At 39.7% G+C, this 19,377-nt stretch carries 19 protein-coding genes; 6 read left to right on the top strand and 13 right to left on the bottom strand.

The genetic code is table 11. From position 1 onward, the window contains the following. Nucleotides 1-13 precede the first annotated feature (13 nt). The 8 genes from uvrC to ACXYSN_RS04995 all read right to left on the bottom strand — a co-directional run bounded on the left by uvrC (nucleotide 14) and on the right by ACXYSN_RS04995 (nucleotide 10,154). Nucleotides 14-1,840 (bottom strand): excinuclease ABC subunit UvrC, encoded by a 1,827-nt coding sequence (uvrC, locus tag ACXYSN_RS04960; protein ID WP_458636352.1) that lies wholly within the window; start codon nucleotides 1,838-1,840, stop codon nucleotides 14-16. Nucleotides 1,841-1,908: 68 nt separating this feature from the next. Continuing rightward, a complete protein-coding gene (locus tag ACXYSN_RS04965) occupies nucleotides 1,909-2,610 on the bottom strand; it encodes a matrixin family metalloprotease (protein WP_458636353.1) in 702 nt (233 codons plus the stop codon). 106 nt (nucleotides 2,611-2,716) lie between these two features. Next, nucleotides 2,717-3,496 (bottom strand): alpha/beta hydrolase, encoded by a 780-nt coding sequence (locus tag ACXYSN_RS04970; protein WP_458636354.1) that lies wholly within the window; start codon nucleotides 3,494-3,496, stop codon nucleotides 2,717-2,719. Between the two features lie 68 nt (nucleotides 3,497-3,564). Further along, nucleotides 3,565-5,226, bottom strand: a complete 1,662-nt coding sequence (locus ACXYSN_RS04975; RefSeq protein WP_458636355.1) for a ribonuclease J — start codon at nucleotides 5,224-5,226, stop codon at nucleotides 3,565-3,567. A 323-nt stretch (nucleotides 5,227-5,549) separates the two neighbouring features. Then, on the bottom strand, nucleotides 5,550-6,179 hold the full coding sequence (locus tag ACXYSN_RS04980) for a COG3942 and LysM peptidoglycan-binding domain-containing protein (protein WP_458636356.1): 630 nt from the start codon (nucleotides 6,177-6,179) through the stop codon (nucleotides 5,550-5,552). Between the two features lie 212 nt (nucleotides 6,180-6,391). Continuing rightward, nucleotides 6,392-8,611 (bottom strand): single-stranded-DNA-specific exonuclease RecJ, encoded by a 2,220-nt coding sequence (gene recJ, locus ACXYSN_RS04985; protein WP_458636357.1) that lies wholly within the window; start codon nucleotides 8,609-8,611, stop codon nucleotides 6,392-6,394. A 196-nt stretch (nucleotides 8,612-8,807) separates the two neighbouring features. Then, nucleotides 8,808-9,245, bottom strand: coding sequence for an Rrf2 family transcriptional regulator (locus tag ACXYSN_RS04990; RefSeq protein WP_458636358.1), 438 nt, complete (start codon nucleotides 9,243-9,245; stop codon nucleotides 8,808-8,810). Between the two features lie 69 nt (nucleotides 9,246-9,314). After that, on the bottom strand, nucleotides 9,315-10,154 hold the full coding sequence (locus ACXYSN_RS04995) for a metallophosphoesterase family protein (RefSeq protein ID WP_458636359.1): 840 nt from the start codon (nucleotides 10,152-10,154) through the stop codon (nucleotides 9,315-9,317). A gap of 144 nt (nucleotides 10,155-10,298) precedes the next feature. Here ACXYSN_RS04995 and ACXYSN_RS05000 point away from each other — a divergent pair, with 144 nt between their 5' ends. From ACXYSN_RS05000 to ACXYSN_RS05015, 4 genes are all read left to right on the top strand, one after another. After that, nucleotides 10,299-10,751, top strand: a complete 453-nt coding sequence (locus tag ACXYSN_RS05000; RefSeq protein ID WP_016466819.1) for a universal stress protein — start codon at nucleotides 10,299-10,301, stop codon at nucleotides 10,749-10,751. A gap of 476 nt (nucleotides 10,752-11,227) precedes the next feature. Further along, a complete protein-coding gene (gene amaP, locus ACXYSN_RS05005) occupies nucleotides 11,228-11,791 on the top strand; it encodes an alkaline shock response membrane anchor protein AmaP (protein WP_458636360.1) in 564 nt (187 codons plus the stop codon). A gap of 12 nt (nucleotides 11,792-11,803) precedes the next feature. After that, nucleotides 11,804-11,974 (top strand): DUF2273 domain-containing protein, encoded by a 171-nt coding sequence (locus ACXYSN_RS05010; protein WP_006144923.1) that lies wholly within the window; start codon nucleotides 11,804-11,806, stop codon nucleotides 11,972-11,974. 13 nt (nucleotides 11,975-11,987) lie between these two features. Next, the gene (locus tag ACXYSN_RS05015) at nucleotides 11,988-12,581 is read left to right on the top strand and encodes an Asp23/Gls24 family envelope stress response protein (RefSeq protein ID WP_006150062.1); all 594 of its coding nucleotides are present in this window, start codon (nucleotides 11,988-11,990) and stop codon (nucleotides 12,579-12,581) included. A 75-nt stretch (nucleotides 12,582-12,656) separates the two neighbouring features. On the opposite strand, the gene ACXYSN_RS05020 is transcribed toward ACXYSN_RS05015, so the two are convergent. Then, a complete protein-coding gene (locus tag ACXYSN_RS05020) occupies nucleotides 12,657-14,051 on the bottom strand; it encodes a Cof-type HAD-IIB family hydrolase (protein WP_458636361.1) in 1,395 nt (464 codons plus the stop codon). A gap of 65 nt (nucleotides 14,052-14,116) precedes the next feature. Between ACXYSN_RS05020 and ACXYSN_RS05025 the strand changes: the two genes are divergently transcribed. After that, on the top strand, nucleotides 14,117-15,079 hold the full coding sequence (locus tag ACXYSN_RS05025; protein WP_235083749.1) for an asparaginase: 963 nt from the start codon (nucleotides 14,117-14,119) through the stop codon (nucleotides 15,077-15,079). Between the two features lie 40 nt (nucleotides 15,080-15,119). On the opposite strand, the gene ccpA is transcribed toward ACXYSN_RS05025, so the two are convergent. Continuing rightward, nucleotides 15,120-16,127: a catabolite control protein A gene (gene ccpA, locus ACXYSN_RS05030; RefSeq protein WP_006150324.1), complete on the bottom strand. Its 1,008-nt coding sequence runs from the start codon at nucleotides 16,125-16,127 to the stop codon at nucleotides 15,120-15,122. 205 nt (nucleotides 16,128-16,332) lie between these two features. On the opposite strand from ccpA, the gene ACXYSN_RS05035 reads away from it, so the two are divergent. After that, nucleotides 16,333-16,650, top strand: coding sequence for a DUF960 domain-containing protein (locus tag ACXYSN_RS05035; RefSeq protein ID WP_458636362.1), 318 nt, complete (start codon nucleotides 16,333-16,335; stop codon nucleotides 16,648-16,650). Between the two features lie 34 nt (nucleotides 16,651-16,684). Here ACXYSN_RS05035 and ACXYSN_RS05040 read toward each other — a convergent pair whose 3' ends face one another. The 3 genes from ACXYSN_RS05040 to folE are packed head-to-tail and all read right to left on the bottom strand — an operon-like array spanning nucleotide 16,685 to nucleotide 19,375. Next, nucleotides 16,685-17,968 carry a DUF308 domain-containing protein gene (locus ACXYSN_RS05040; RefSeq protein WP_458636363.1) on the bottom strand — a complete coding sequence of 428 codons (1,284 nt, stop codon included), beginning with the start codon at nucleotides 17,966-17,968 and terminating at the stop codon, nucleotides 16,685-16,687. Further along, nucleotides 17,961-18,782: a 2-amino-4-hydroxy-6-hydroxymethyldihydropteridine diphosphokinase gene (gene folK, locus ACXYSN_RS05045; protein WP_458636364.1), complete on the bottom strand. Its 822-nt coding sequence runs from the start codon at nucleotides 18,780-18,782 to the stop codon at nucleotides 17,961-17,963. The genes ACXYSN_RS05040 and folK overlap by 8 nt, the downstream gene beginning before the upstream one ends. Before the next feature lie 38 nt (nucleotides 18,783-18,820). Beyond that, nucleotides 18,821-19,375 carry a GTP cyclohydrolase I FolE gene (gene folE, locus ACXYSN_RS05050; protein WP_441348573.1) on the bottom strand — a complete coding sequence of 185 codons (555 nt, stop codon included), beginning with the start codon at nucleotides 19,373-19,375 and terminating at the stop codon, nucleotides 18,821-18,823. Nucleotides 19,376-19,377: the final 2 nt, after the last annotated feature.

Below are 19,377 nucleotides of genomic sequence, written 5' to 3' on the forward strand. Positions count from 1 at the left end.
TTCCTCTGCTAGTTTATTCCTTATATTCAACTGGCTTCTCAGCTACTTGAGTTAACGCGGAGTCTACTTCTGGATTCAGGTGATGATGAACTGCTTCTGCCACAGCTCTTGGTATACCAACGGCGACAATCTCATTCACGCTGGCTTCCTTGATTTTTGTCAGAGATTTGAAATATTTCATCAAATTCTGCTTGCGTTTTGGACCCAAACCTTCAATTCCATCTAATTGAGAAGAGAAGGAATTTTTAGAACGTAGTTGACGGTGGAAGGTAATCGCAAAGCGGTGGACTTCATCCTGAATGCGTTGCAGGAGGAAAAATTCCTGTGAGGTCCGTGAGAGTTCGATGACTTGGAGAGGATCGCCAAAGAGCAATTCATGGGTTTGGTGCTTGTCATTCTTTTGCAGACCTGCGATTGGAATATCTAACCCTAACTCTTCTTGAATAACCTGCTTGGCAATATTAACCTGACCTTGACCACCATCAATGACAATCAAATCTGGCGGTGTCAAACCATCACGCTGGACGCGCCCATAGCGTCTGCGGATGACCTCACGCATACTAGCATAGTCATCTGGTCCGACCACAGTCTTGATTTTATACTTACGATAATCCTTCTTGCTAGGTTTTCCATTGACAAAAACAACCATAGCAGAGACTGGACTAGTCCCCATGATATTGGAATTGTCAAAGGACTCGATACGGACTGGGGTTGGAATCTTGAGCAATCGTCCTAAGTTTTCAATAGCCCCTTGGGTCTTTTCAACCGATTTCTCCAACAGATTAAATTTCTGCTCTAGACTGACACGAGCATTTTTGATGGCGAGATTGACCAGTTGCTTTTTCTCCCCGCGCTGGGGTTTAAGAACTTTGGTATCCACCAAAGCCTTAACTGCTTCTTCATCAATATCCTGAGGAATCAGAATCTCATTAGGAACCAAGTGTGATTTTTCTTGATAAAACTGCCCAACATAGGTTAAGAAATCTTCATCTGGATCATTGTAGTATGGAAAAAGGTTGACATCACGCTCAATGAGCTTACCTTGGCGGACAAAGAATACCTGAACGCACATCCAACCCTTATCCACATAGTAACCGAAGACATCCCGGTTTTGGAGATCCTTGGCCATAACACGTTGCTTGGTTCGAAGGGTTCCAATGGCCTGAATCAAATCACGGTATTCAGCCGCACGCTCAAATTCCATGCTCTGAGCCGCCGCATTCATCTTTTCCTTGAGGTCATCGATGATTTTATCATCCTGTCCCTTTAGAAAATCAGAAACTTCTTGGGCCATAGCTTTGAAATAGGCCTCATCTTTATGGCAGACAGTATGTGCCATACACTGACCTATATGGTAATAAAAGCAGACCTTTGATGGTGGATTGGTACATTTACGAAAAGGAAAAATCCGATCCAATAGCCGTTTGATTTCATTGGCCGCGCCCACATCCGGATAGGGACCAAAATAGAGTCCTCCGTCTTTCTTGACCTGACGGGTAATAATCAATCGAGGATAACGCTCATTTGTGATTTTGATGAAAGGATAGGACTTATCGTCCTTGAGCATAATATTGTATTTAGGCTTGTTTTCCTTAATCAGGTTGATTTCAAGTAGAAGAGCCTCAATATTGGACTCCGTAACAATAAACTCAAAATCTACAATTTCAGATACTAAGGCTTCTGTCTTGGTATCATGACTTCCACGGAAATAGGACCGTACACGATTACGCAGATTTTTAGCCTTCCCCACATAGATGATGGTGCCATTCTTGTCTTTGTGGATGTAACAACCTGGACTAGTCGGCAAGAGCTCCAGTTTTGATTTGATCAAGTTATTCATAGTTCCATTATAGCAAAAACCCCTTATCATTGCTGACATCAAGAAGTCCTATTTGAGCTTGAAAAGACTTATTCTCCAGATCCGTAAAGTTCCTGAACTGCTTGAACATCTTGAGCCTGAATACCATAGTATGACCCCGCTGGCTGCATGACCGAAACTTCATTGGTATGTTCCAAACCAATGGCATGCCCTAGCTCATGCTCTGCTGTATGCAAGATGCGGTCGTAGGTATAGCCATAATTTGGATTAGATAGATAGTAATGATTTAAACGAACGGTTACTGAAGTGAATTGTTTGGTTAGGAGATTTGTTTGACTCTCTGCCTCGCCAGCAACAGCTGTCGAACCATCGTTCATTTCGGTAGCGAAAATATTGGCTTGATCCGGCTCTGTTACAAGCACAAAGTTAAAAGCGCCGGTCTGATTCCAGTTGGAAATAGCATCAGCATAAGCTTTTTGGAAGCTAACATCCATTTGAGGATCGATATAAATCGTTGCTTCTGCCTTTGACCATTTTGCTCCTGAATCTTGGTGATGATCTGTCTGAGATAAGCCTTGCAATTTACCAGTTTCTTGCAATTGTTGCCAACCTCCTTGACCGACTTGAGCAAGTTTACTGACTTGGTTTAAGGCACCTGATAAATCCCCTGTCGCATACCAGAGAATCCCAAAAGTGATGAGAATTAAGAGTATAAGTGTCCATATAAGGCGCCAAAACATACGCAAAATTCCGAGTAAAAATCGATATATAACACGAATAATCCAGCTCATGATTTCCCACCTTTCTAAAAAAATAAGAACCCATCTTTAAGTTATGGATTCCCATTCTAAAGATAGATTCTTTATTTTACTGAAACAAACTAAAAGAAAGCTAAAATCAAGACAAGCGTTCTTCCAAAACAAAATCGATTGGTAAGGTGGTCAAAAAACGTTCCAATTGTTTTTCCCAATAATACCACTCATGGGTTCCTGCACTATGGCTATAGGTCACATCGAAACCAAGTTTCTTAAGATTTTTAACTGCTAGATTATTGGCAGAGTAGAGATAATCCTGTTCGCCACACCATACCCAAAGCTTGGTTTTCTTATCAGACTTTTTAGCGAGTGTTTCAAGTGAGTAAGGGCTATTCACCCAATCATTAACTTTACCAAAAACACCTCTCCAGTAGGCACGCGTCCCTAAATCTTGACTCTCAGGAGAAAACTCCTCGAAACTAAGTGCCCCAGAAAAGCTAGCGGCATGCGAGAAACGGTCAGTTGACAGTGCCAATTTGAAGGAACCGTAGCCTCCCATTGATAAACCAGCAATGAAGGTTTTTTCTCGCTTACTTGTCATATTAGGGAAAAAGCGTTTGAGCACCTTAGGCAATTCTTCTGCTAGAGCTGTATAGTAGTTATAGCCATACTGAGTATCTGTGTACCAGCCATTACTTGTGTTTGGCATGACAACAATCAGATTGGTCCCTCGTAGCAAGCGTTCTACATTGGTCCGCTTGAGCCAACTATTGTGGTTTCCAGACATCCCGTGAAGTAGGTAGAGAACAGGGATATCTTTACTGTTTGGCTCTGTCACCCGAGATGCATCAGGATAGAGAACATTTACTCCCCACTCCATATCTAAAACTTCTGAGTAATACTCAATCTTCATTACTGCCATAACTTGCTCCTTATTCGTTTGAGATAAGAAAAAGCCGAAACTCGACTTTCTCTACTGTTATTTAATCCTTATTTTGCTTCCATGACTACTGGTAGGATGGCTGGACGACGCTTGGTTTGGTCAAAAAGGAATTTTGCCAAATTATCACGGACCTTCCCTTTAAGATCAGCCCAGTCAAAGTCCTCACCTTGGAGGTAATCTTCAACTGTTTGGTTCACCAACTCTGTACTTTCACGTAAGATATCACGACTCTTTTTAAGATAGACGAATCCACGCGTATGTACTCGCGCTTTAGCAATGATTTTCTTCTCACGACGGTTAACAGTGATAGCTACGATAAAGATACCATCTTCTGACAAGACCTTGCGGTCACGAAGAACAACGTTCCCAACATCCCCAATGGCATTACCATCAATCAAGACATCACCTGCAGCAACGGCACCAGATGGAACAAAGTCCCCATGCTCATAAGACATGGTAGTTCCTTTTTTAGGAATAAAGATACGTTCTGGTAGCAACCCAACAGCCATAGCAGCCTTGGCATGAGCATCCAACTCACGGTATTCTCCCTGGATTGGGAAGAGATACTGAGGATGTAAGAGATTAATCATTAATTGAAGATCACGCGCATTCCCATGTCCTGATACACGCAAGCTTTGAGTAATCGGTTTAACGACACCACCTGCTTGGTAGACCATGTTTTCTACACGTGCCATCACAGCTTCCTTAGCAATTGATGGCGTCGTAACGATATAGACCAAGTCACCATCTTTGATTTCAACATAGCGGTGACGACCAATGGACATTTTGCGGAGTCCGTTAATTGGTTCACCCATACGTCCAGTTTCAAGGATGATTAATTCATGGTCCTCAAAACGAGACATATCTTTTGGTTTAATCAAGAGATTCTCATTTGCTAAAGACAATTTTTTCAAACGGATAGCTGTACGAACGATATTTTCAACGTCAAAACCAGTCAAAACAACACGGCGACCTGTATCCGCAGCCGCATCAAACACTTGCTGAATACGAGAAAGGTTACTTGCAACTGCAGCAACGATGATACGTCCATCCCAGTCGGAAATAGTTTGTGTAATTTCGTCTCCAACTTCACTTTCGCTGGCTACTTGGATATTGCTGTCAGCATTTGCTGAATCACTTAGAAGAGCCAAAACTCCTTCACGACCAATTTCAGATAGACGTCCGAAATCGGTTGCGTATGATTCACTTGCTGTTTGGTCAAATTTAAAGTCACCTGTATAGACGATGTTGCCTTCAGATGTTTTCAAAACAACACCCAAACTTTCTGGGATAGAGTGAGTTGTGCGGAAGAAGGAAACCTCCGTACCGCCAAAGTCGATTTCTGTATTTTCATCAATAACATGGAAATCATCAAATTTCTTAACGCTATCATTTCCCTTTACAAAAAGCTTAGCAAGTTCGATAGTCAACTCTGAACCAAAGACAGGAACTTTCACTTCTGACAAAAGATAAGGAAGAGCTCCGATTGCATCCGCATGTCCGTGCGTTAAAAAGACTCCTGCAATACGATCGCTATTTTCAAACAGATATTCCATATTTGGTATAACGACATCGACACCCAACTGCTCATTTTCAGGATATTTTAAACCTGCGTCTAATACAAAGATTGAGTCGTTAATTTCTGCGATGTACATGTTTTTCCCGTTTTCACGAACACCGCCCAAAGTAGTTAATTTAATATTGGTCATTTTCCCTCCGAAGTATTACTATAACGTGTTTATAGAGTCTACATAACTCTTTTTTTCTAAAAGTCCAATTTACTTTTATCCGAATCTTTTCCTCTCATTATATCATTTTTTTACTAATTTTCAAAATGAAGATAGAATTTCAAATATAGAACATTCATACTAATAATCGGATTGTTTTGCATCTTTCTTTATTTTCAAAATCTCTGCCCACCTTAGAACCTGTAATATTGTATAGCAAATATCTACTAAGCCAAAAGATAGCAATAGGGTAATTCTCAGACAATAAAAAAAGATTTAGAAATTCTAAATCTTTTTAAGTATTTTTAGTTTGGATAAATATATCTTACAGTACCTTTTGATGCTGTCGGGTTAAACCATCCACGATAATTTCCGATTGGTTGAGTTCCACTACCATCATAGTTACATTCAGAAACTTGAATACGCGTTGTTGATTCAACAGCTGTAACAACCGCTACGTGTCCGTATTCACCACCATCCCAAACAGCAATTGCTCCTACTACAGGCACAGTTCCAGTCCTAAAACCTTGTGCACTAGCATAGATTGCCCAAGTATTAGCATTTCCCCACCAGTTGCTAGCCCATGGAGCCATTTCTTTCACACCCCATGTACACTGACCAACAGGATAAGAGTTCCCATAGTTTGTAGGGGTATTTACGACAACATTATCTGAAGCTGGAGCATTGTATGAATAGCTAGTTTGAACTGGACCACTCACTTCCAACACATCTCCTGGGTGGATGGTATCAAAAATACTTTTCCCATTATTAGCCGCTAATACATACGGATCCATACCACTTGTAGCAGCAATACCAAAAAATGAATCACCATCTTGAACAACATAAGAGTCTGCGCTTACAGTTTGAGCACCAACTGTAGCCAAAATAGCTGTAGATGTCAAACCAAGAGTCAGTTTAGCAACTGTTTTTTTCATAATAATTTTCTCCTAAAATTTTATTGATCATTTTTAATTTTTTTATTGACAAGAGAATCATACCTGATTTACATGTCAATCATTTTAGAGTTATATTGTAGTCATGTTACAAATCTGTTTACTTTTACTACATGACGTTCTAAAGAACACAACATTTAAAATTATAAGAGACTACAAAAAAGCTGAGATAGATTACCTCAGCCTCTTTCCTTTTATTTTCCCATCAAGAAATCATAGATTTCCTGCACTGTACCTAGTGCCAACATTTCTTGGTCTTTAACAGTTTGCTTGAGATTTTGATAAATCTGACTTTCAGCAATATCCCGTTTAGCTGCATCTTTATTAACCCTCATCACACCATTTTCAATGGTGACAAAACCAAGCTCTTCAAAAATTTGAATCATCTTGACGAGTAAAATCTGTTCAATTTTAAGATAAGCTGATAGGTCTTTTAATTTATAACGGATATCGAATTCTGGAAACTGGTATATCGTCTTATAGAGCTTTGCAAATTGCTCTCTTGTGCCATACCCTGTCAAATAGTAGGGCTTCTCGATATCATTTTTAAAGTAAACAGCTGAGAAATCATGTTGCTGGAAAATGTCCTTGAGAATCCTGATGTCTTCTGGGATATTCTTGACAACGACTGCTGGACTCGATGAAATATCTGGCAATTCTCCAGTAAAATCAAGCACTGGCACTCCGTCTGGTAGAACAGCATTCTTCCCACGAATATTAAAGAGCTGAACACCGTCCACACGAGCATCTACCATCATCAACTGTAGAGTTGTTTGCCCATTCCATTGGTTAACGGAAAGAGTGACTGCTAACTCCAGTTGTTTTGTCTGCGCAAATTCTGTTGCCTTTGCCCCTTGGCCAAAAGCTACTACTTCAAAGTTCGCAGTTCCTTTTGAAATTTTTAACTTCAGGTGACTATCTCCTGCTCCCATAGAACGAGCATTTTCAACTTGAAAATCTCGAATGTAGAAGACAGGTTTTTGATTGTCCATTCCAAAAGGAGCTAACTTCTCAAAGCTTTTAACCGTATCTAAACTCAGGCTTTCCAAATCTAGTTCTTCATCTAGATATAATTTACTCTTTTCCTTAGCATCTATCCCTTTGTCTTTTACATAGGTTTCTAAAATTTCTGACAAGGCATCTAACTGTTCAGCCTCGAGCGTCATACCTGCGGCACCTGCATGGCCACCAAAGGCGATAAAGAGAGCGCGATGCGGATCCAAAGCTTCAAAGATATCGACTGCTTCAATACTCCGTGCGCTTCCCTTGGCACGACCATCTTCAATATTCAGAACAATAACTGTTTGACCTAGTTCTTCCAGTAAGCGTCCAGCTACAATTCCAAGAACCCCTGGGTTCCAGCCTTCCTTTGACAAAACCTGAACACTTTTACTAGGATCTACCATGTTTTTAGCTTCATCATAGATGGCTTGAACGATTTCCTTGCGTTCTTCATTTTTTTCTTGAATCATGAGGGCAATTTCATGCACCTCTTCATCATCAAAGCCAGTCAGTAAATCAATCGCTGGATTGGGATCGTCCAAGCGCCCTAGGGCATTCAAGCGAGGAGCTAATTGGAAACCAACCGTCTCTTCTGTAAGATCACTGCTAGAAATTCCAGCAACGTCAAAGAGTTCTTGGAGGCCCAGCCTTTGGGTATTTCGCAAAACTTCTAGACCATATTGAACCATGATACGATTTTCATCCGTCAGGCTGACCATATCCGCAATGGTTCCAATGGCAATCAAGTCAAGCAACTCAACCTGAACCTCCTCCAAGAGGGCACAAGCTAGTTTAAAAGCAACTCCACAACCTGCTAAATGTTTAAATGGATAATCTGCTTTTGGGTGTTCAGGATGGACGATTGCATAAGCATCTGGTAAAACCTCTGGCATGGAGTGGTGGTCGGTCACTATGACATCCACACCCATAGACTGAGCCAGGTCAATAGCCTCATGCCCGGCAACTCCATTATCCACCGTCACAATCAGAGACACTCCCTGCTGCTCGATAAAATATTTGTAGACACTAGCATTTGGTCCGTAACCATCTGTAAAGCGATTAGGGAGATAGACCAGACACTCTGCACCTAATTGTTCCAAACTCTCCTTGACAATCGATGCCGAAGTCATCCCATCTGCATCGTAGTCACCATAGACGAGAATCAATTCTCCTTGCTCGATAGCCTGGCGAATCCGCTCAACTGCCTTATCCATATCATGTAATAGATAGGGATCATGTAAATCTTCCAAAGAAGGTTCTAAAAATTTCTTCAGGCTGCTTTCGTCCTTGATTCCACGTTGAAACAACAAACAAGCGACTTCAGAACTCAAGCCCACACTCTTGGCAATCTTTGTAAAATCCGCATCCTCAACTTGCGGAGAAAATTGCCAATTATAAGTAGGAATTATCAAATAAATATCCACTCTTTCTTACGATTCTATTCATTTATTATAACACGATTTTTGGTTTTTCTCCTGATATTCAGACCATATTCTTTGCTAAATTTTTAAGCCACTTCAGCTAACACCTCGCCTATTTAACAACGAAAAAACACCTAAACAACTAGGCTTTTCAGTACAGCAATTCAGATGTTTCTTATTTTAAAATTTATTCTTTAATTCTCGCTTCTGTATCAGCCACTAGTTGAGCGAGACTCGTTAAGCTCAATTCTTTTTCCATAGCTTGCTGGATTTTTAGCAATTTCTCATCTAAAACCACATGAATATTGGCTCCAACTGGACAATTTGGATTCGGATTATCATGAAAGCTAAAGAGTTGACCCGTCTTCCCGAGACATTCAACTGCTTGATAGATATCCAAGAGACTAATATCTTCAAGATTTTTGATAATTTCTGCCCCTCCAGTTCCACGCGCAACAGAAATCAATTCTGCTTTTTTCAGTTGAGACAAGGTTTTACGAATAATAACAGGATTAACCCCCACACTGCTAGCTAGAAAATCACTAGTAACTTTATTTTCCTTGCCTTCAAGGGCAATGATAACTAGCATATGGGTCGCAATGGTAAATCGACTTGAAATTTGCATACAGTTCTCCTTTCTCGTTAACTAAGCTCATTCTTCTCTTATATTATTATAGCTCCTCTAGTTGTAATGTCAAGAGTTACGACTGAGCCAGTCATCCAATTCGGCGTCGTGTCCCTGACTTTGAGCAATTTCATGCAGTAAGTCCTGATTATGGGTATGGTGAATCCCATTGACTAAACTTTCGTAATAGACCTGATAGTAGGGCAATTGCAACTCTCGAGCCAACTGCAACTCTGCTTCAACATCATAATCAACGCGACGAAAATCTACATCCTTCAATCCTTTGTCATCAAATTCTAAAATCATATACTGAGCACGCAAGTCCTTACGTAGATTTGCTGATAAAAAGAATGGTTGTCCAATCGAACCTGGATTCAAAATAAGTTGCCCACCACTTCCATAACGTAGAAATTGCTGGTGGATATGCCCATAGATGGCAATATCGGAGTCAGGATTAGTCACCAAACGATCAAAATCTTCCTGCTTTCCAAGATGAATCAGTTCTCTTCCCCAATTTTTATCCGGTAAATGATGACTAATCCCCACCTTTAGATTTCCAAACTGGCGATGGGTGTGCATAGGAAAATCCTGAAGTTCTTCAATCTCATCTAGACTAATTTCTTCCATGATATACTGACATTGCCGTAAGAGGTAGCGATGACTGGGCCTACTTGTATCCAATTTTCGGTGAGCAGCCCGCCATAAACTTTCTTCCCAATTCCCCAGAACCCGAACCGTAATCGGCAATTCCTCCAATCGTCTGAGGATACTTTTTCGTCCCGTTCCTGGCATGAGAATATCTCCCAAAAGCCAATATTCCTCAACTCCTGCCTTTTCCGCATCTGTGAGAACTGCTTCCAATGCTCCTGTGTTGCCATGAATATCTGAAAGTACCGCAATTTTTGTCATATCAATCCCTCTTGTTTTCTCACATTTAATTATAGCACTCTTAAAAGCAAAGTCAAAAGCGTTTTCCTTCCTATCATTTTTTACTTTACTTTTTTAGTGAAAAGGATTACAATGAGGGTGATAAGAAATGAGGAGGTTTTTGCTATGACACAACGTTACGAAAACATCATGGTAGCAGTCGACGGCTCTAAAGAAGCTGATTTGGCTTTTGTTAAGGGAGTTCAGTCAGCTGTGCGTAACCAAGCTAAATTAACCATTGCCCATGTCATTGACACTCGTGCTCTTCAAAGCATTTCAACATTTGATGCTGAAGTTTATGAAGAGTTACAAGTGGAAGCCCAAGACTTGATGGCAGAATATGAAAAGCGTGCTAGAGACGCTGGTCTTACAGACATAAAAGTTGTCATCGAAATGGGAAATCCTAAAACTCTTTTAGCCAAAACAATCCCTGAACAAGAACATGTTGATTTGATTTTGGTTGGAGCAACTGGGCTTAACGCCTTCGAACGTTTGCTTGTCGGATCTTCATCAGAATATATCCTACGCCATACAAGTGTTGACCTTCTCGTTGTTCGAGACAAGGATAAAACTTTATAATGAGAACAAAAGAGGTCGGGAAAATCCCGGCCTCGCTTTTTATTAGTGATAGCCTTTTATACAGCGAGGACTATATTCGTCAAAAAATCCTAAACTAATCTGTAAAGTAAAGGAGAGAATGTTCAAAATTGACAGCGCTTTCAAAAAATGCTATACTAAAAACAACTGAGAATGTATTCGCAGTTTAGAAAAGGAGACCCATTTTTTTGCCACTTGTTATAGACAACTTGGCATTTTTACGTCTAAGGGTATCATACATTTTGTTTTGAAACTACTTACTCCATTTTCCTAGTTCTCTATTAACAATCCCTCGGGGAGATGAGCCCTTCGTTAACTAAATTAGCTAACCTCATCTATCATAGTAGCACTTTTCAAAGTCACTAATTCCGTATTCTTCTATCTTGAAGATGATAGATTGTTGTACACCTGCCTAAACTATTACAATAATCTATGAGCTTAATTCGAAAGGATTGTATATGTCAAAAACAAAGAAAATACTTTTACTTATTTTCTGTATTCTTATCTTGACAGTCTTCCTCCCCATCTTGATTGATTACCAACAAGCAAGTGACTTAGGCATTCAATTGTTTAGTTGGAGAGAATGGAGTTTTGCTGCATTCATTTCAAAATACATTTTTGGGGGGACATTAATCCTATCAGTATTAGTTTTATCATCAATCCTAGTTATACTATTTTATCCTAAGCAATATCTGGATATTCAATTAGGTACTAAAGATGATAAGCTTAAACTAAAAAATTCAGCTATTGAAGGGTTCGTTAGATGTGTTGTTGATGAATATGAGTTGATTAAAAATCCAACTATCCGTGTAAATATCAGAAGAAATAAATGTTTTGTTTACGTGGAAGGTAGAATAATTACTTCAGACAACATCTCTACTAAGTGCCAGTCAATTCAAAATGAAATAACTCAAGGATTAAGGCAGTTTTTTGGTCTTGAACGTGAGGTAAAACTTGAAGTTTTGGTTAAAAACTATCAACCTCCAACTCAACACAAGAAAACTACAAGTCGTGTAGATTAAGGAAGTGAAAAGATGGAATTACTTAAAAAGTATCAGTATCCAATTTTATCAGGCTTAATAGGTATTATTCTAGCTTGTTTAATTATTTCCTTTGGTTTCTTCAAAACACTATTTGTTTTGATTTTCGGAGCTTTAGGAATTGTAATTGGATTATATATCCAAAAAAACTATATAAATAAATAATAAGGAGTCGCATATGTCAAACTTGGAAAAAAACGTTTCTACAGAAAAAAATGAATCTACTGCTACTACTCATGAAGTAAAAGGAAGCCTTACTTATGAAAATAAGGTTATCCAAAAAATTATTGGTCTAGCACTAGAAAAAGTACCTGGTCTTTTGGACGTTGATGGAGGATTTTTCTCTAATTTAACTGAAAAAATTATTAACACAGATAATGTTACTCGCGGAGTTAATGTTGAAGTTGGTAAGACACAAGTTGCTGTCGATTTGAATGTTGTTGTAGAATACAAAATTAACGTTCCTGAACTATACAACAAAATTAAAAAAGTTGTCACTTCTGAGGTTTCACAAATGACAAATCTTGAAGTTGTTGAAGTAAATGTGAACGTTGTTGATATCAAAACAAAAGAACAATTTGAAGCAGATTCAGTGAGTCTTCAAGATAGAGTAACTGACGTAGCAGAGTCAACAGGTGAATTTGCATCCGAACAATTTGGAAAAGTTAAATCTGGTTTCAGTAATGGTGTATCAACTGCTAAAGAAAAAGCAAGTGAAGGTGTCGAAGCTGTAAAAGATGTAACATCTAAAGAAAAAAGTCGTGTAAACTAGCTGCAAAATCTAATATGAACAAAAATACCTATTGAATAAATCCAATAGGTATTTTAATTTTTCATCTTGAAGCTTCTAACTCATTCTATTTTCTCTTTCCTTATGGCGTTCATAAGCCTTAATTTGGCGCTCTATCTCCTTTTTGATCGCAGGTTCTGGAGCATATTTTTCTTTCCAGTTATCTGGTTTCAAGATTTTGTGGGTTACTGGATCAAAATGAGCTTTACCATCTGGGAAGATTTTACCCATATTCGCTTGATGGACAATCTCAAAGATTCTCTCTGGGTCTACCCCCATTAAAACAAAACTGCCATAAGTAAAGTAGAGCGTATCAATCAAAGCATCTACTTGACCAACGAGGCTTTTCTCAGCTGGTGTTGACTTGCTTACTTTTTCGGCTGCTTTATCGAGTGCTTGATGTAAATCTTGTACGGCTTGTTGGAATTCCTCTTCAGAATTGCTTGCAGCGCGGACAAATTCAACTAACTCTTCAATCTTAAAGCCAGCACGGTGTGTCGCCCCTTCTAAATCCCAAGCTATAGGTTCTTCTTGAGTTCGATCATCCATCATGTGATGGAAGGTTTTGACTTTATTGAAATGATAGTCGCGACTGACAAAGACTTTTTCAGAAGCCAAGACTCCAAAATATTCTAAAGCCTTGTGAATCCCATCATTTTGGTTGCTGGCAGTGATATGCTTGGCAACTTCTTTCACACTGCTACTACCATTTCCCATGGCAACAGACATCCCAACGCCCGCCAACATTTCTAAGTCATTATCTGAGTCACCAAAAGCCATGACTTGATTGAGATCAAAGCCATACTCTTTTCCGACACGGCGAATTCCTTCCAACTTGGAATTTCCTTGATTGATAATATCCGCCGCAAAAGGATTACTTCTGGTAAACTTGAGATGGTTTAATTGTTCCGCAGCATGATCTGTCTCCTCAGGAGTCATCAACATGAGCACCTGGTAGACCGGTTGGTTGATCAGGGCTAGCAAATCCTCTTCCTTCTGTGGAAGGGCCTTGCTGATCATACGATTAAAGGAATGACTAACAGTACGAGTCAAGAATTTTGGTACAAAACGACTAACTAGCTGCGAAAGAGGACTGAGACCAAAGGACATTATTCGAGAACCGACAACATCTTGTCTCGTTCCCATGGCAATCTCTTTTCGATTTTCCTTAGCATAAGAGATGATTTGTCTGAGACTTCTCTTATCAATAGGGCTAGCAAAAAGAACACGGTCTTTGTTAAAGATATATTGGCCATTGTAGGTCACTGCAAAATCCAGGTTTAAGTCGTCCATCAAATCCTTAACAAAAAAAGGTCCTCGCCCTGTTGCTACTCCAACAAGCACTCCTTGCTCTTTCACAATCTTGATAGCTTCTTTAGTGGACTTCAAAACACTCTTACGGTCATTTACAAGCGTTCCATCGATATCAAAAAAAACTGCTTTGACTTCCATCCTATCTCATTCCTTTCTTTTATGATACAATGATTATACCACATTTCAGAAAAAGTGAGTGAATCATGACTAAGAAAATCCTTGTTTTACATACTGGTGGTACTATTTCCATGCAGGCAGATGAAGCTGGAGCTGTAAGAACTAGTGCTGACAACCCTATGAATCATATCTCTAATCCACTCGAAGGCGTTGAAGTCCATTCATTGGATTTTTTCAATCTACCAAGTCCACATATCAAACCCAAGCATATGTTAGCTCTTTACAAAAAGATAAAACAAGAGGCAGCTGCATACGATGGGATTGTCATCACACATGGGACAGATACTCTAGAAGAGACAGCCTATTTTCTAGACACCATGGAGATCCCTCATATACCTATCGTTTTGACAGGGGCTATGAGATCTTCCAATGAATTAGGAAGTGATGGCGTCTATAATTATCTTAGCGCCTTACGTGTGGCTAGTGATGACAAGGCTGCAGATAAGGGTGTTCTAGTCGTTATGAATGATGAAATTCACGCTGCGAAGTACGTCACTAAAACGCATACTACAAATGTTAGTACCTTTCAAACACCGACTCACGGTCCACTTGGACTCATTATGAAGCATGAAATTCTTTACTTCAAGACTGCAGAACCTCGTGTTCGTTTTGACCTTGATCACATTCAGGGATTGGTTCCTATCGTACCTGTTTATGCAGGTATGACTGAGGAGCTTCTCGATCTACTTCCTGTCGATCAGCTAGATGGACTGATTATCCAGGCTTTTGGAGCTGGGAATGTTCCTAAAGAAACTGCCCAAAAACTAAAATCTCTCTGCCAAACTGGTCTTCCTATTGCACTTGTTTCTCGTTGTTTCAATGGGATTGCAGAACCTGTTTATGCCTATGAAGGCGGGGGTATTTGCCTTCAAAAAGATGGTGTTTATTTTGTAAAAGAATTAAATGCTCAAAAAGCACGTCTTAAACTCCTTATTGCAATTAATGCAGGACTAAAGGGCGATGAACTCCGAGCATATATGGAAGGATAAGAAAAATCCCATGAAATCAGTGATTTCTTGGGATTTGTTTTTAGTCTTTACGTGTTGATTTACGCTCTGTCAAACCATGAGGTAGAATGACTTCACGTTCCTCCAACTCTTCTTTATGCATAATCTTCGTCAACATACGCATACTAATCGCACCAAGGTCATACAAGGGTTGTGCGATAGTGGTCAGGTTTGGTCGAGTAAAGCGAGCGATTTGAGAATCATCACTCGTAATGATTTCAAAGTCTTCTGGTACTGAAACTCCATGGTCAGCCAAACCGTTCAAGAGACCTGCCGCCAATTCATCACCAGTCACAATAGCTGCTGTTGCTTTAGAAGAAACTAAGCGCTCAGCCAAGGCATAACCATCGTCATAGCGATATTTTGATTCAAATACAAGACCTTCGCTATAGTTGACTCCAGCTTCTTTCAAAGCTTCCTTGTATCCAACCAAGCGAACTTTACCATTGATATCATCTACCAAGGGACCGCTCACAAAAGCAATCTTTTTATTACGTTTCAACAAATGACGAACAGCATCTGCAGTAGCATTCTTATAGTCAATGTTAACACTTGGAAGTTGGTGTTCAACATCCACTGTTCCCGCAAGAACGACAGGAGTACGTGAGCGTGAAAACTCTGAACGAATCTTCTCTGTCAAATGGTAGCCCATAAAGATAACACCATCAACTTGTTTTGAAAAAAGTGTGTTTACTACGGCTACTTCTTTTTCATCATCTTCATCGCTATTAGCGAGAACGATGTTGTACTTGTACATCTCTGCAATGTCATCAATCCCTTTTGCGAGAGCCGCAAAATAAGTGTTTGTGATATCTGGAATGACAACACCAACGGTTGTTGTACGTTTGCTTGCCAAACCACGAGCAACTGCATTGGGACGATAGTCAAGGCGATCAATAACCTCTAGAACTTTCTTACGAGTGTTCTCTTTGACATTTTTGTTGCCATTAACTACACGACTGACAGTTGCCATTGAAACTCCTGCTTCTCGGGCAACGTCATAAATTGTTACTGTATCATCTGTGTTCATACCGTTTCCTTTCTAATGTTGAAAATTTTGTTTTCATGTTTACACTACCTCTAGTTTACCATTTATTGTAAGCATTTTCAAGAGATATATAAACTTTCTTTGAAAAAAATGTACCAAAAATCATATTTTCTGAAATTAGTTTACTTTTCTTGATTTTTAGAGGTGTTTGCAGTATGATTATTAAAAAATGAAGTAGGAGGCATCGATGGCTTTCACGGATTCGCATCGACGTTGTGCCAGTTTTGGTGTAGTAACTAATCTCCCAGATGATGTTATCGACTCGATCTGGTATATTATCGATCATTTTTTAAAGCATGTTTTTGAATTAGAAGATGAATTGGAATTTCGACTATTAAATAACGAAGGCTCTATCACCTTCCGTTTTTCTAGCCAACACCTGCCTACAACAATTGACTTTGATTTCAATCATCGTTTTGATCCTTTGTATCCACCCAAAGTACTTGTAATGGATATAGATGGAAAGGAAACCATTCTCCTCCCTGAAGAAAATGACCTATTTTAAAAACTCTAGTCTCCTGACTAGAGTTTTATTTTTATTAATAAACAGATCGACTAACCACGATACCACCTGGTTTTTTAAATTCTAAATCCAGATAATCCTGATAGGTTCCAGGAACGATAAACCCTTGCGGGCTCAGGATATCTGTCCCAGCCTCTCCAACGATAGAATCTGCTAACAGAACACAGTTGGTACTAAGGACAAAATAGGTTTTGTATTTAGACGATTTAAACTTATAGAGACTGGCATCTGCTTCATGTTTCAATTGATAAGAGTAAGTATGTTTGATTTCCCCTTCTCTTCTTTTCATCAACTGCGAACTTGGTTCCCAAGGGATTAAAAGATTCTCTATTTCTTTCAATCGCTCTTCGATTGCCTTTTTCTGTTGTTCAGACAAGCTCAAGCCATAAGCAAATAGCGTTTTCTGACTTTCTCTCTTACAGAGTTCAATATATTTTTCTCGATTAGCCTTAAAAAAAACACCGTCGCCAATCGTCCCAAACAAGCGCTCTGAGTGAGGGTCATAGGAACCATAAGAAATAACCTGACCTTGGTAGCAAATATCTACATGTCCCATTGCCAAGAAGAAAGACGATTCTGAAGCATGGATAAAAATTTCTAGATCAACTGATTTTTCATTTTTTCTCTCTGAATGTACTTGACTTTCTTCCGTTTGATGGGTCGCTAAGGTTTCATTCCACTTTCGTAAGGTGTTAATGGGAATCAAAGCTGTCACAAATATAGGCAGTGTCATTCTCATTCTGCGCTTCAGCTTGGGATTGCTTCTCACTTTTTCAAAAAAGAAACCATCCCTGACACTGCTCGCTCCCAACATGATCAAGTAAAAACCAAGTAAGAGTAACTCAAAATTTGTCGCATCATGGAAAGGGGAGACACTGTAGAGACCAAATCCCATCATCCACAAAGCATCGAATAAGTAATTGACCCTTGGACGAATATGATTCTTCCGATAAATCAACCAGGTAATCAGGCTAATCAGACCAGTACACAATTGATAACTTCCAATAGCAATGACTAAGAAATAGAGGGCTATTCCCTGCAGAATGACAGAATCAAATAGGATGACAGCAACAGAGAGCTTGGCTAATGTTATAAAAATATTTTCTCTACGGGACTTTTCCTGAAACCATCGCGTCAATAGTTGCCAAACTGCTGACAAGAAAAAGTAACCCATCAATAGCTGGTAACCCAACCTCGGTACCAGCTGCCCAAAACAAATCAGGAGAAGACCAAGGATAATAGCTAGCGCTCCCTCACCTAGACTTCTCCATTTACTATAAGTTTCGGAAAACTTAGGCATTTTCTTTCTCCAATTGACGATACAAGTGACGAATCGGTTGTCCTAGCACTGGATGAATAAAATACGGAGCTATTTCTTGAAGGGATTCTAGGACAAAGAGACGCTCGGGAATATAGGGATGTGGCAAGATTAGGGCGTCAGTATAGATCACTTGATCCTCTACAAATAGCAAATCCAAGTCAATCAAGCGTGGTCCCCAATGTACCTCTCTAACTCGTCCCATTTCTGACTCAATCGCCAACAAGGTTTCTAACAAGATTGGAGCTGGCAACCAGGTTTCCACTTCAATGACTTGATTGGCAAAGCTAGCTTGATCTACCCCGCCCCAAGGTTCAGTCGTAATTACGCTAGACTCCTTGAGAATATGGATGCCATGAGCTCGCATTTTATCAATCGCTTGCTCAAGATTAGCTGTCTTATCACCCATATTACTTCCTAGAGCGATAAAAGCTCGTTGTTTACGACGATGGATGGTTACTGAACAGGTATCTAGTGGTAAATGGACAGGTGCCCATGGTTTTTTAAGTTCTAGCTCAATTTCTTGAACGATAGGGTAGGTCTCAAAAGTGCGCTCTACTAGTTTGTAGGCTACTGTTTCAATCAGATCTTCAGTGGTTTCCTGGAACCAAGTCGTCCATTGCTGACAAAGTTCCCCATAATGGATAGAAGACTCCAAGTCTAACTCCATCGCAGCCTTTGTCATATCATAGGATAAGCTAGCTGAAATGACAAACTTTTGCCCTAATTCCTTCTCACTAGGGAAGAGTCCATGAAAGGCGAAAACTTCCAGATCCTTAATGTGCAATTGATCCATAACTATTCCTTTCTAGAAAAATTCGTTTGAAGCGATTTTCATAGCCCCATGAGGCGATACGCTTGGTCTCGAAGATCCTTATCTGTTTCAAACACTCCACGAGCTACAGTGGTTAAGGTAGTAGTCCCTGGTTTTCGAACACCTCGCATACTCATACACATATGCTCTGCTTCAATCACAACGAAAGCACCTTTGGCACCAAGATAGTCCATCAAGGCGTCAGCTACTTCGATATTCAAGCGTTCTTGAATCTGTGGCTTTTTTGCATAAACTTCAACTGTACGTGCCAGCTTAGATAAACCTGCTACACGACCATCCGGGATATAGGCGATATGAGCTTTTCCATAAAATGGCAAAAAGTGATGTTCACACATGGTATGGAAAAAGATATCCTTTTCCACTACCATATTATCATCAATAATCTCAAAAGATTTTGACAAGTGTTCCTCTGCAGTTTGACCAAGTCCTGAAAAAATCTCTTGATACATGCGAGCTACCCGAGCAGGAGTTTCCTGTAAGCCTTCGCGGTTGACATCTTCGCCGACCGCTTCGATAATCATTTTTACAGCTGTCTCAATCTTTTGTGTATCCATTC

The sequence above is a fragment of the Streptococcus sp. V869 genome (assembly GCF_054353515.1).

What these genes read in the sequence shown, in the direction of transcription:
- ACXYSN_RS05015 (WP_006150062.1), top strand. Translation starts at nt 11,988, where the DNA reads ATGTCAAACTTGGAAAAAAACGTTTCTACAGAAAAAAATGAATCTACT.
- uvrC (WP_458636352.1), bottom strand. Translation starts at nt 1,840, where the DNA reads ATGAATAACTTGATCAAATCAAAACTGGAGCTCTTGCCGACTAGTCCA.
- ccpA (WP_006150324.1), bottom strand. Translation starts at nt 16,127, where the DNA reads ATGAACACAGATGATACAGTAACAATTTATGACGTTGCCCGAGAAGCA.
- folE (WP_441348573.1), bottom strand. Translation starts at nt 19,375, where the DNA reads ATGGATACACAAAAGATTGAGACAGCTGTAAAAATGATTATCGAAGCG.
- ACXYSN_RS04995 (WP_458636359.1), bottom strand. Translation starts at nt 10,154, where the DNA reads ATGACAAAAATTGCGGTACTTTCAGATATTCATGGCAACACAGGAGCA.
- amaP (WP_458636360.1), top strand. Translation starts at nt 11,228, where the DNA reads ATGTCAAAAACAAAGAAAATACTTTTACTTATTTTCTGTATTCTTATC.
- ACXYSN_RS05010 (WP_006144923.1), top strand. Translation starts at nt 11,804, where the DNA reads ATGGAATTACTTAAAAAGTATCAGTATCCAATTTTATCAGGCTTAATA.
- ACXYSN_RS04970 (WP_458636354.1), bottom strand. Translation starts at nt 3,496, where the DNA reads ATGGCAGTAATGAAGATTGAGTATTACTCAGAAGTTTTAGATATGGAG.
- ACXYSN_RS05035 (WP_458636362.1), top strand. Translation starts at nt 16,333, where the DNA reads ATGGCTTTCACGGATTCGCATCGACGTTGTGCCAGTTTTGGTGTAGTA.
- ACXYSN_RS05000 (WP_016466819.1), top strand. Translation starts at nt 10,299, where the DNA reads ATGACACAACGTTACGAAAACATCATGGTAGCAGTCGACGGCTCTAAA.
- ACXYSN_RS04990 (WP_458636358.1), bottom strand. Translation starts at nt 9,245, where the DNA reads ATGCAAATTTCAAGTCGATTTACCATTGCGACCCATATGCTAGTTATC.
- ACXYSN_RS04980 (WP_458636356.1), bottom strand. Translation starts at nt 6,179, where the DNA reads ATGAAAAAAACAGTTGCTAAACTGACTCTTGGTTTGACATCTACAGCT.
- ACXYSN_RS04975 (WP_458636355.1), bottom strand. Translation starts at nt 5,226, where the DNA reads ATGACCAATATTAAATTAACTACTTTGGGCGGTGTTCGTGAAAACGGG.
- ACXYSN_RS05040 (WP_458636363.1), bottom strand. Translation starts at nt 17,968, where the DNA reads ATGCCTAAGTTTTCCGAAACTTATAGTAAATGGAGAAGTCTAGGTGAG.
- folK (WP_458636364.1), bottom strand. Translation starts at nt 18,782, where the DNA reads ATGGATCAATTGCACATTAAGGATCTGGAAGTTTTCGCCTTTCATGGA.
- ACXYSN_RS05025 (WP_235083749.1), top strand. Translation starts at nt 14,117, where the DNA reads ATGACTAAGAAAATCCTTGTTTTACATACTGGTGGTACTATTTCCATG.
- ACXYSN_RS04965 (WP_458636353.1), bottom strand. Translation starts at nt 2,610, where the DNA reads ATGAGCTGGATTATTCGTGTTATATATCGATTTTTACTCGGAATTTTG.
- ACXYSN_RS05020 (WP_458636361.1), bottom strand. Translation starts at nt 14,051, where the DNA reads ATGGAAGTCAAAGCAGTTTTTTTTGATATCGATGGAACGCTTGTAAAT.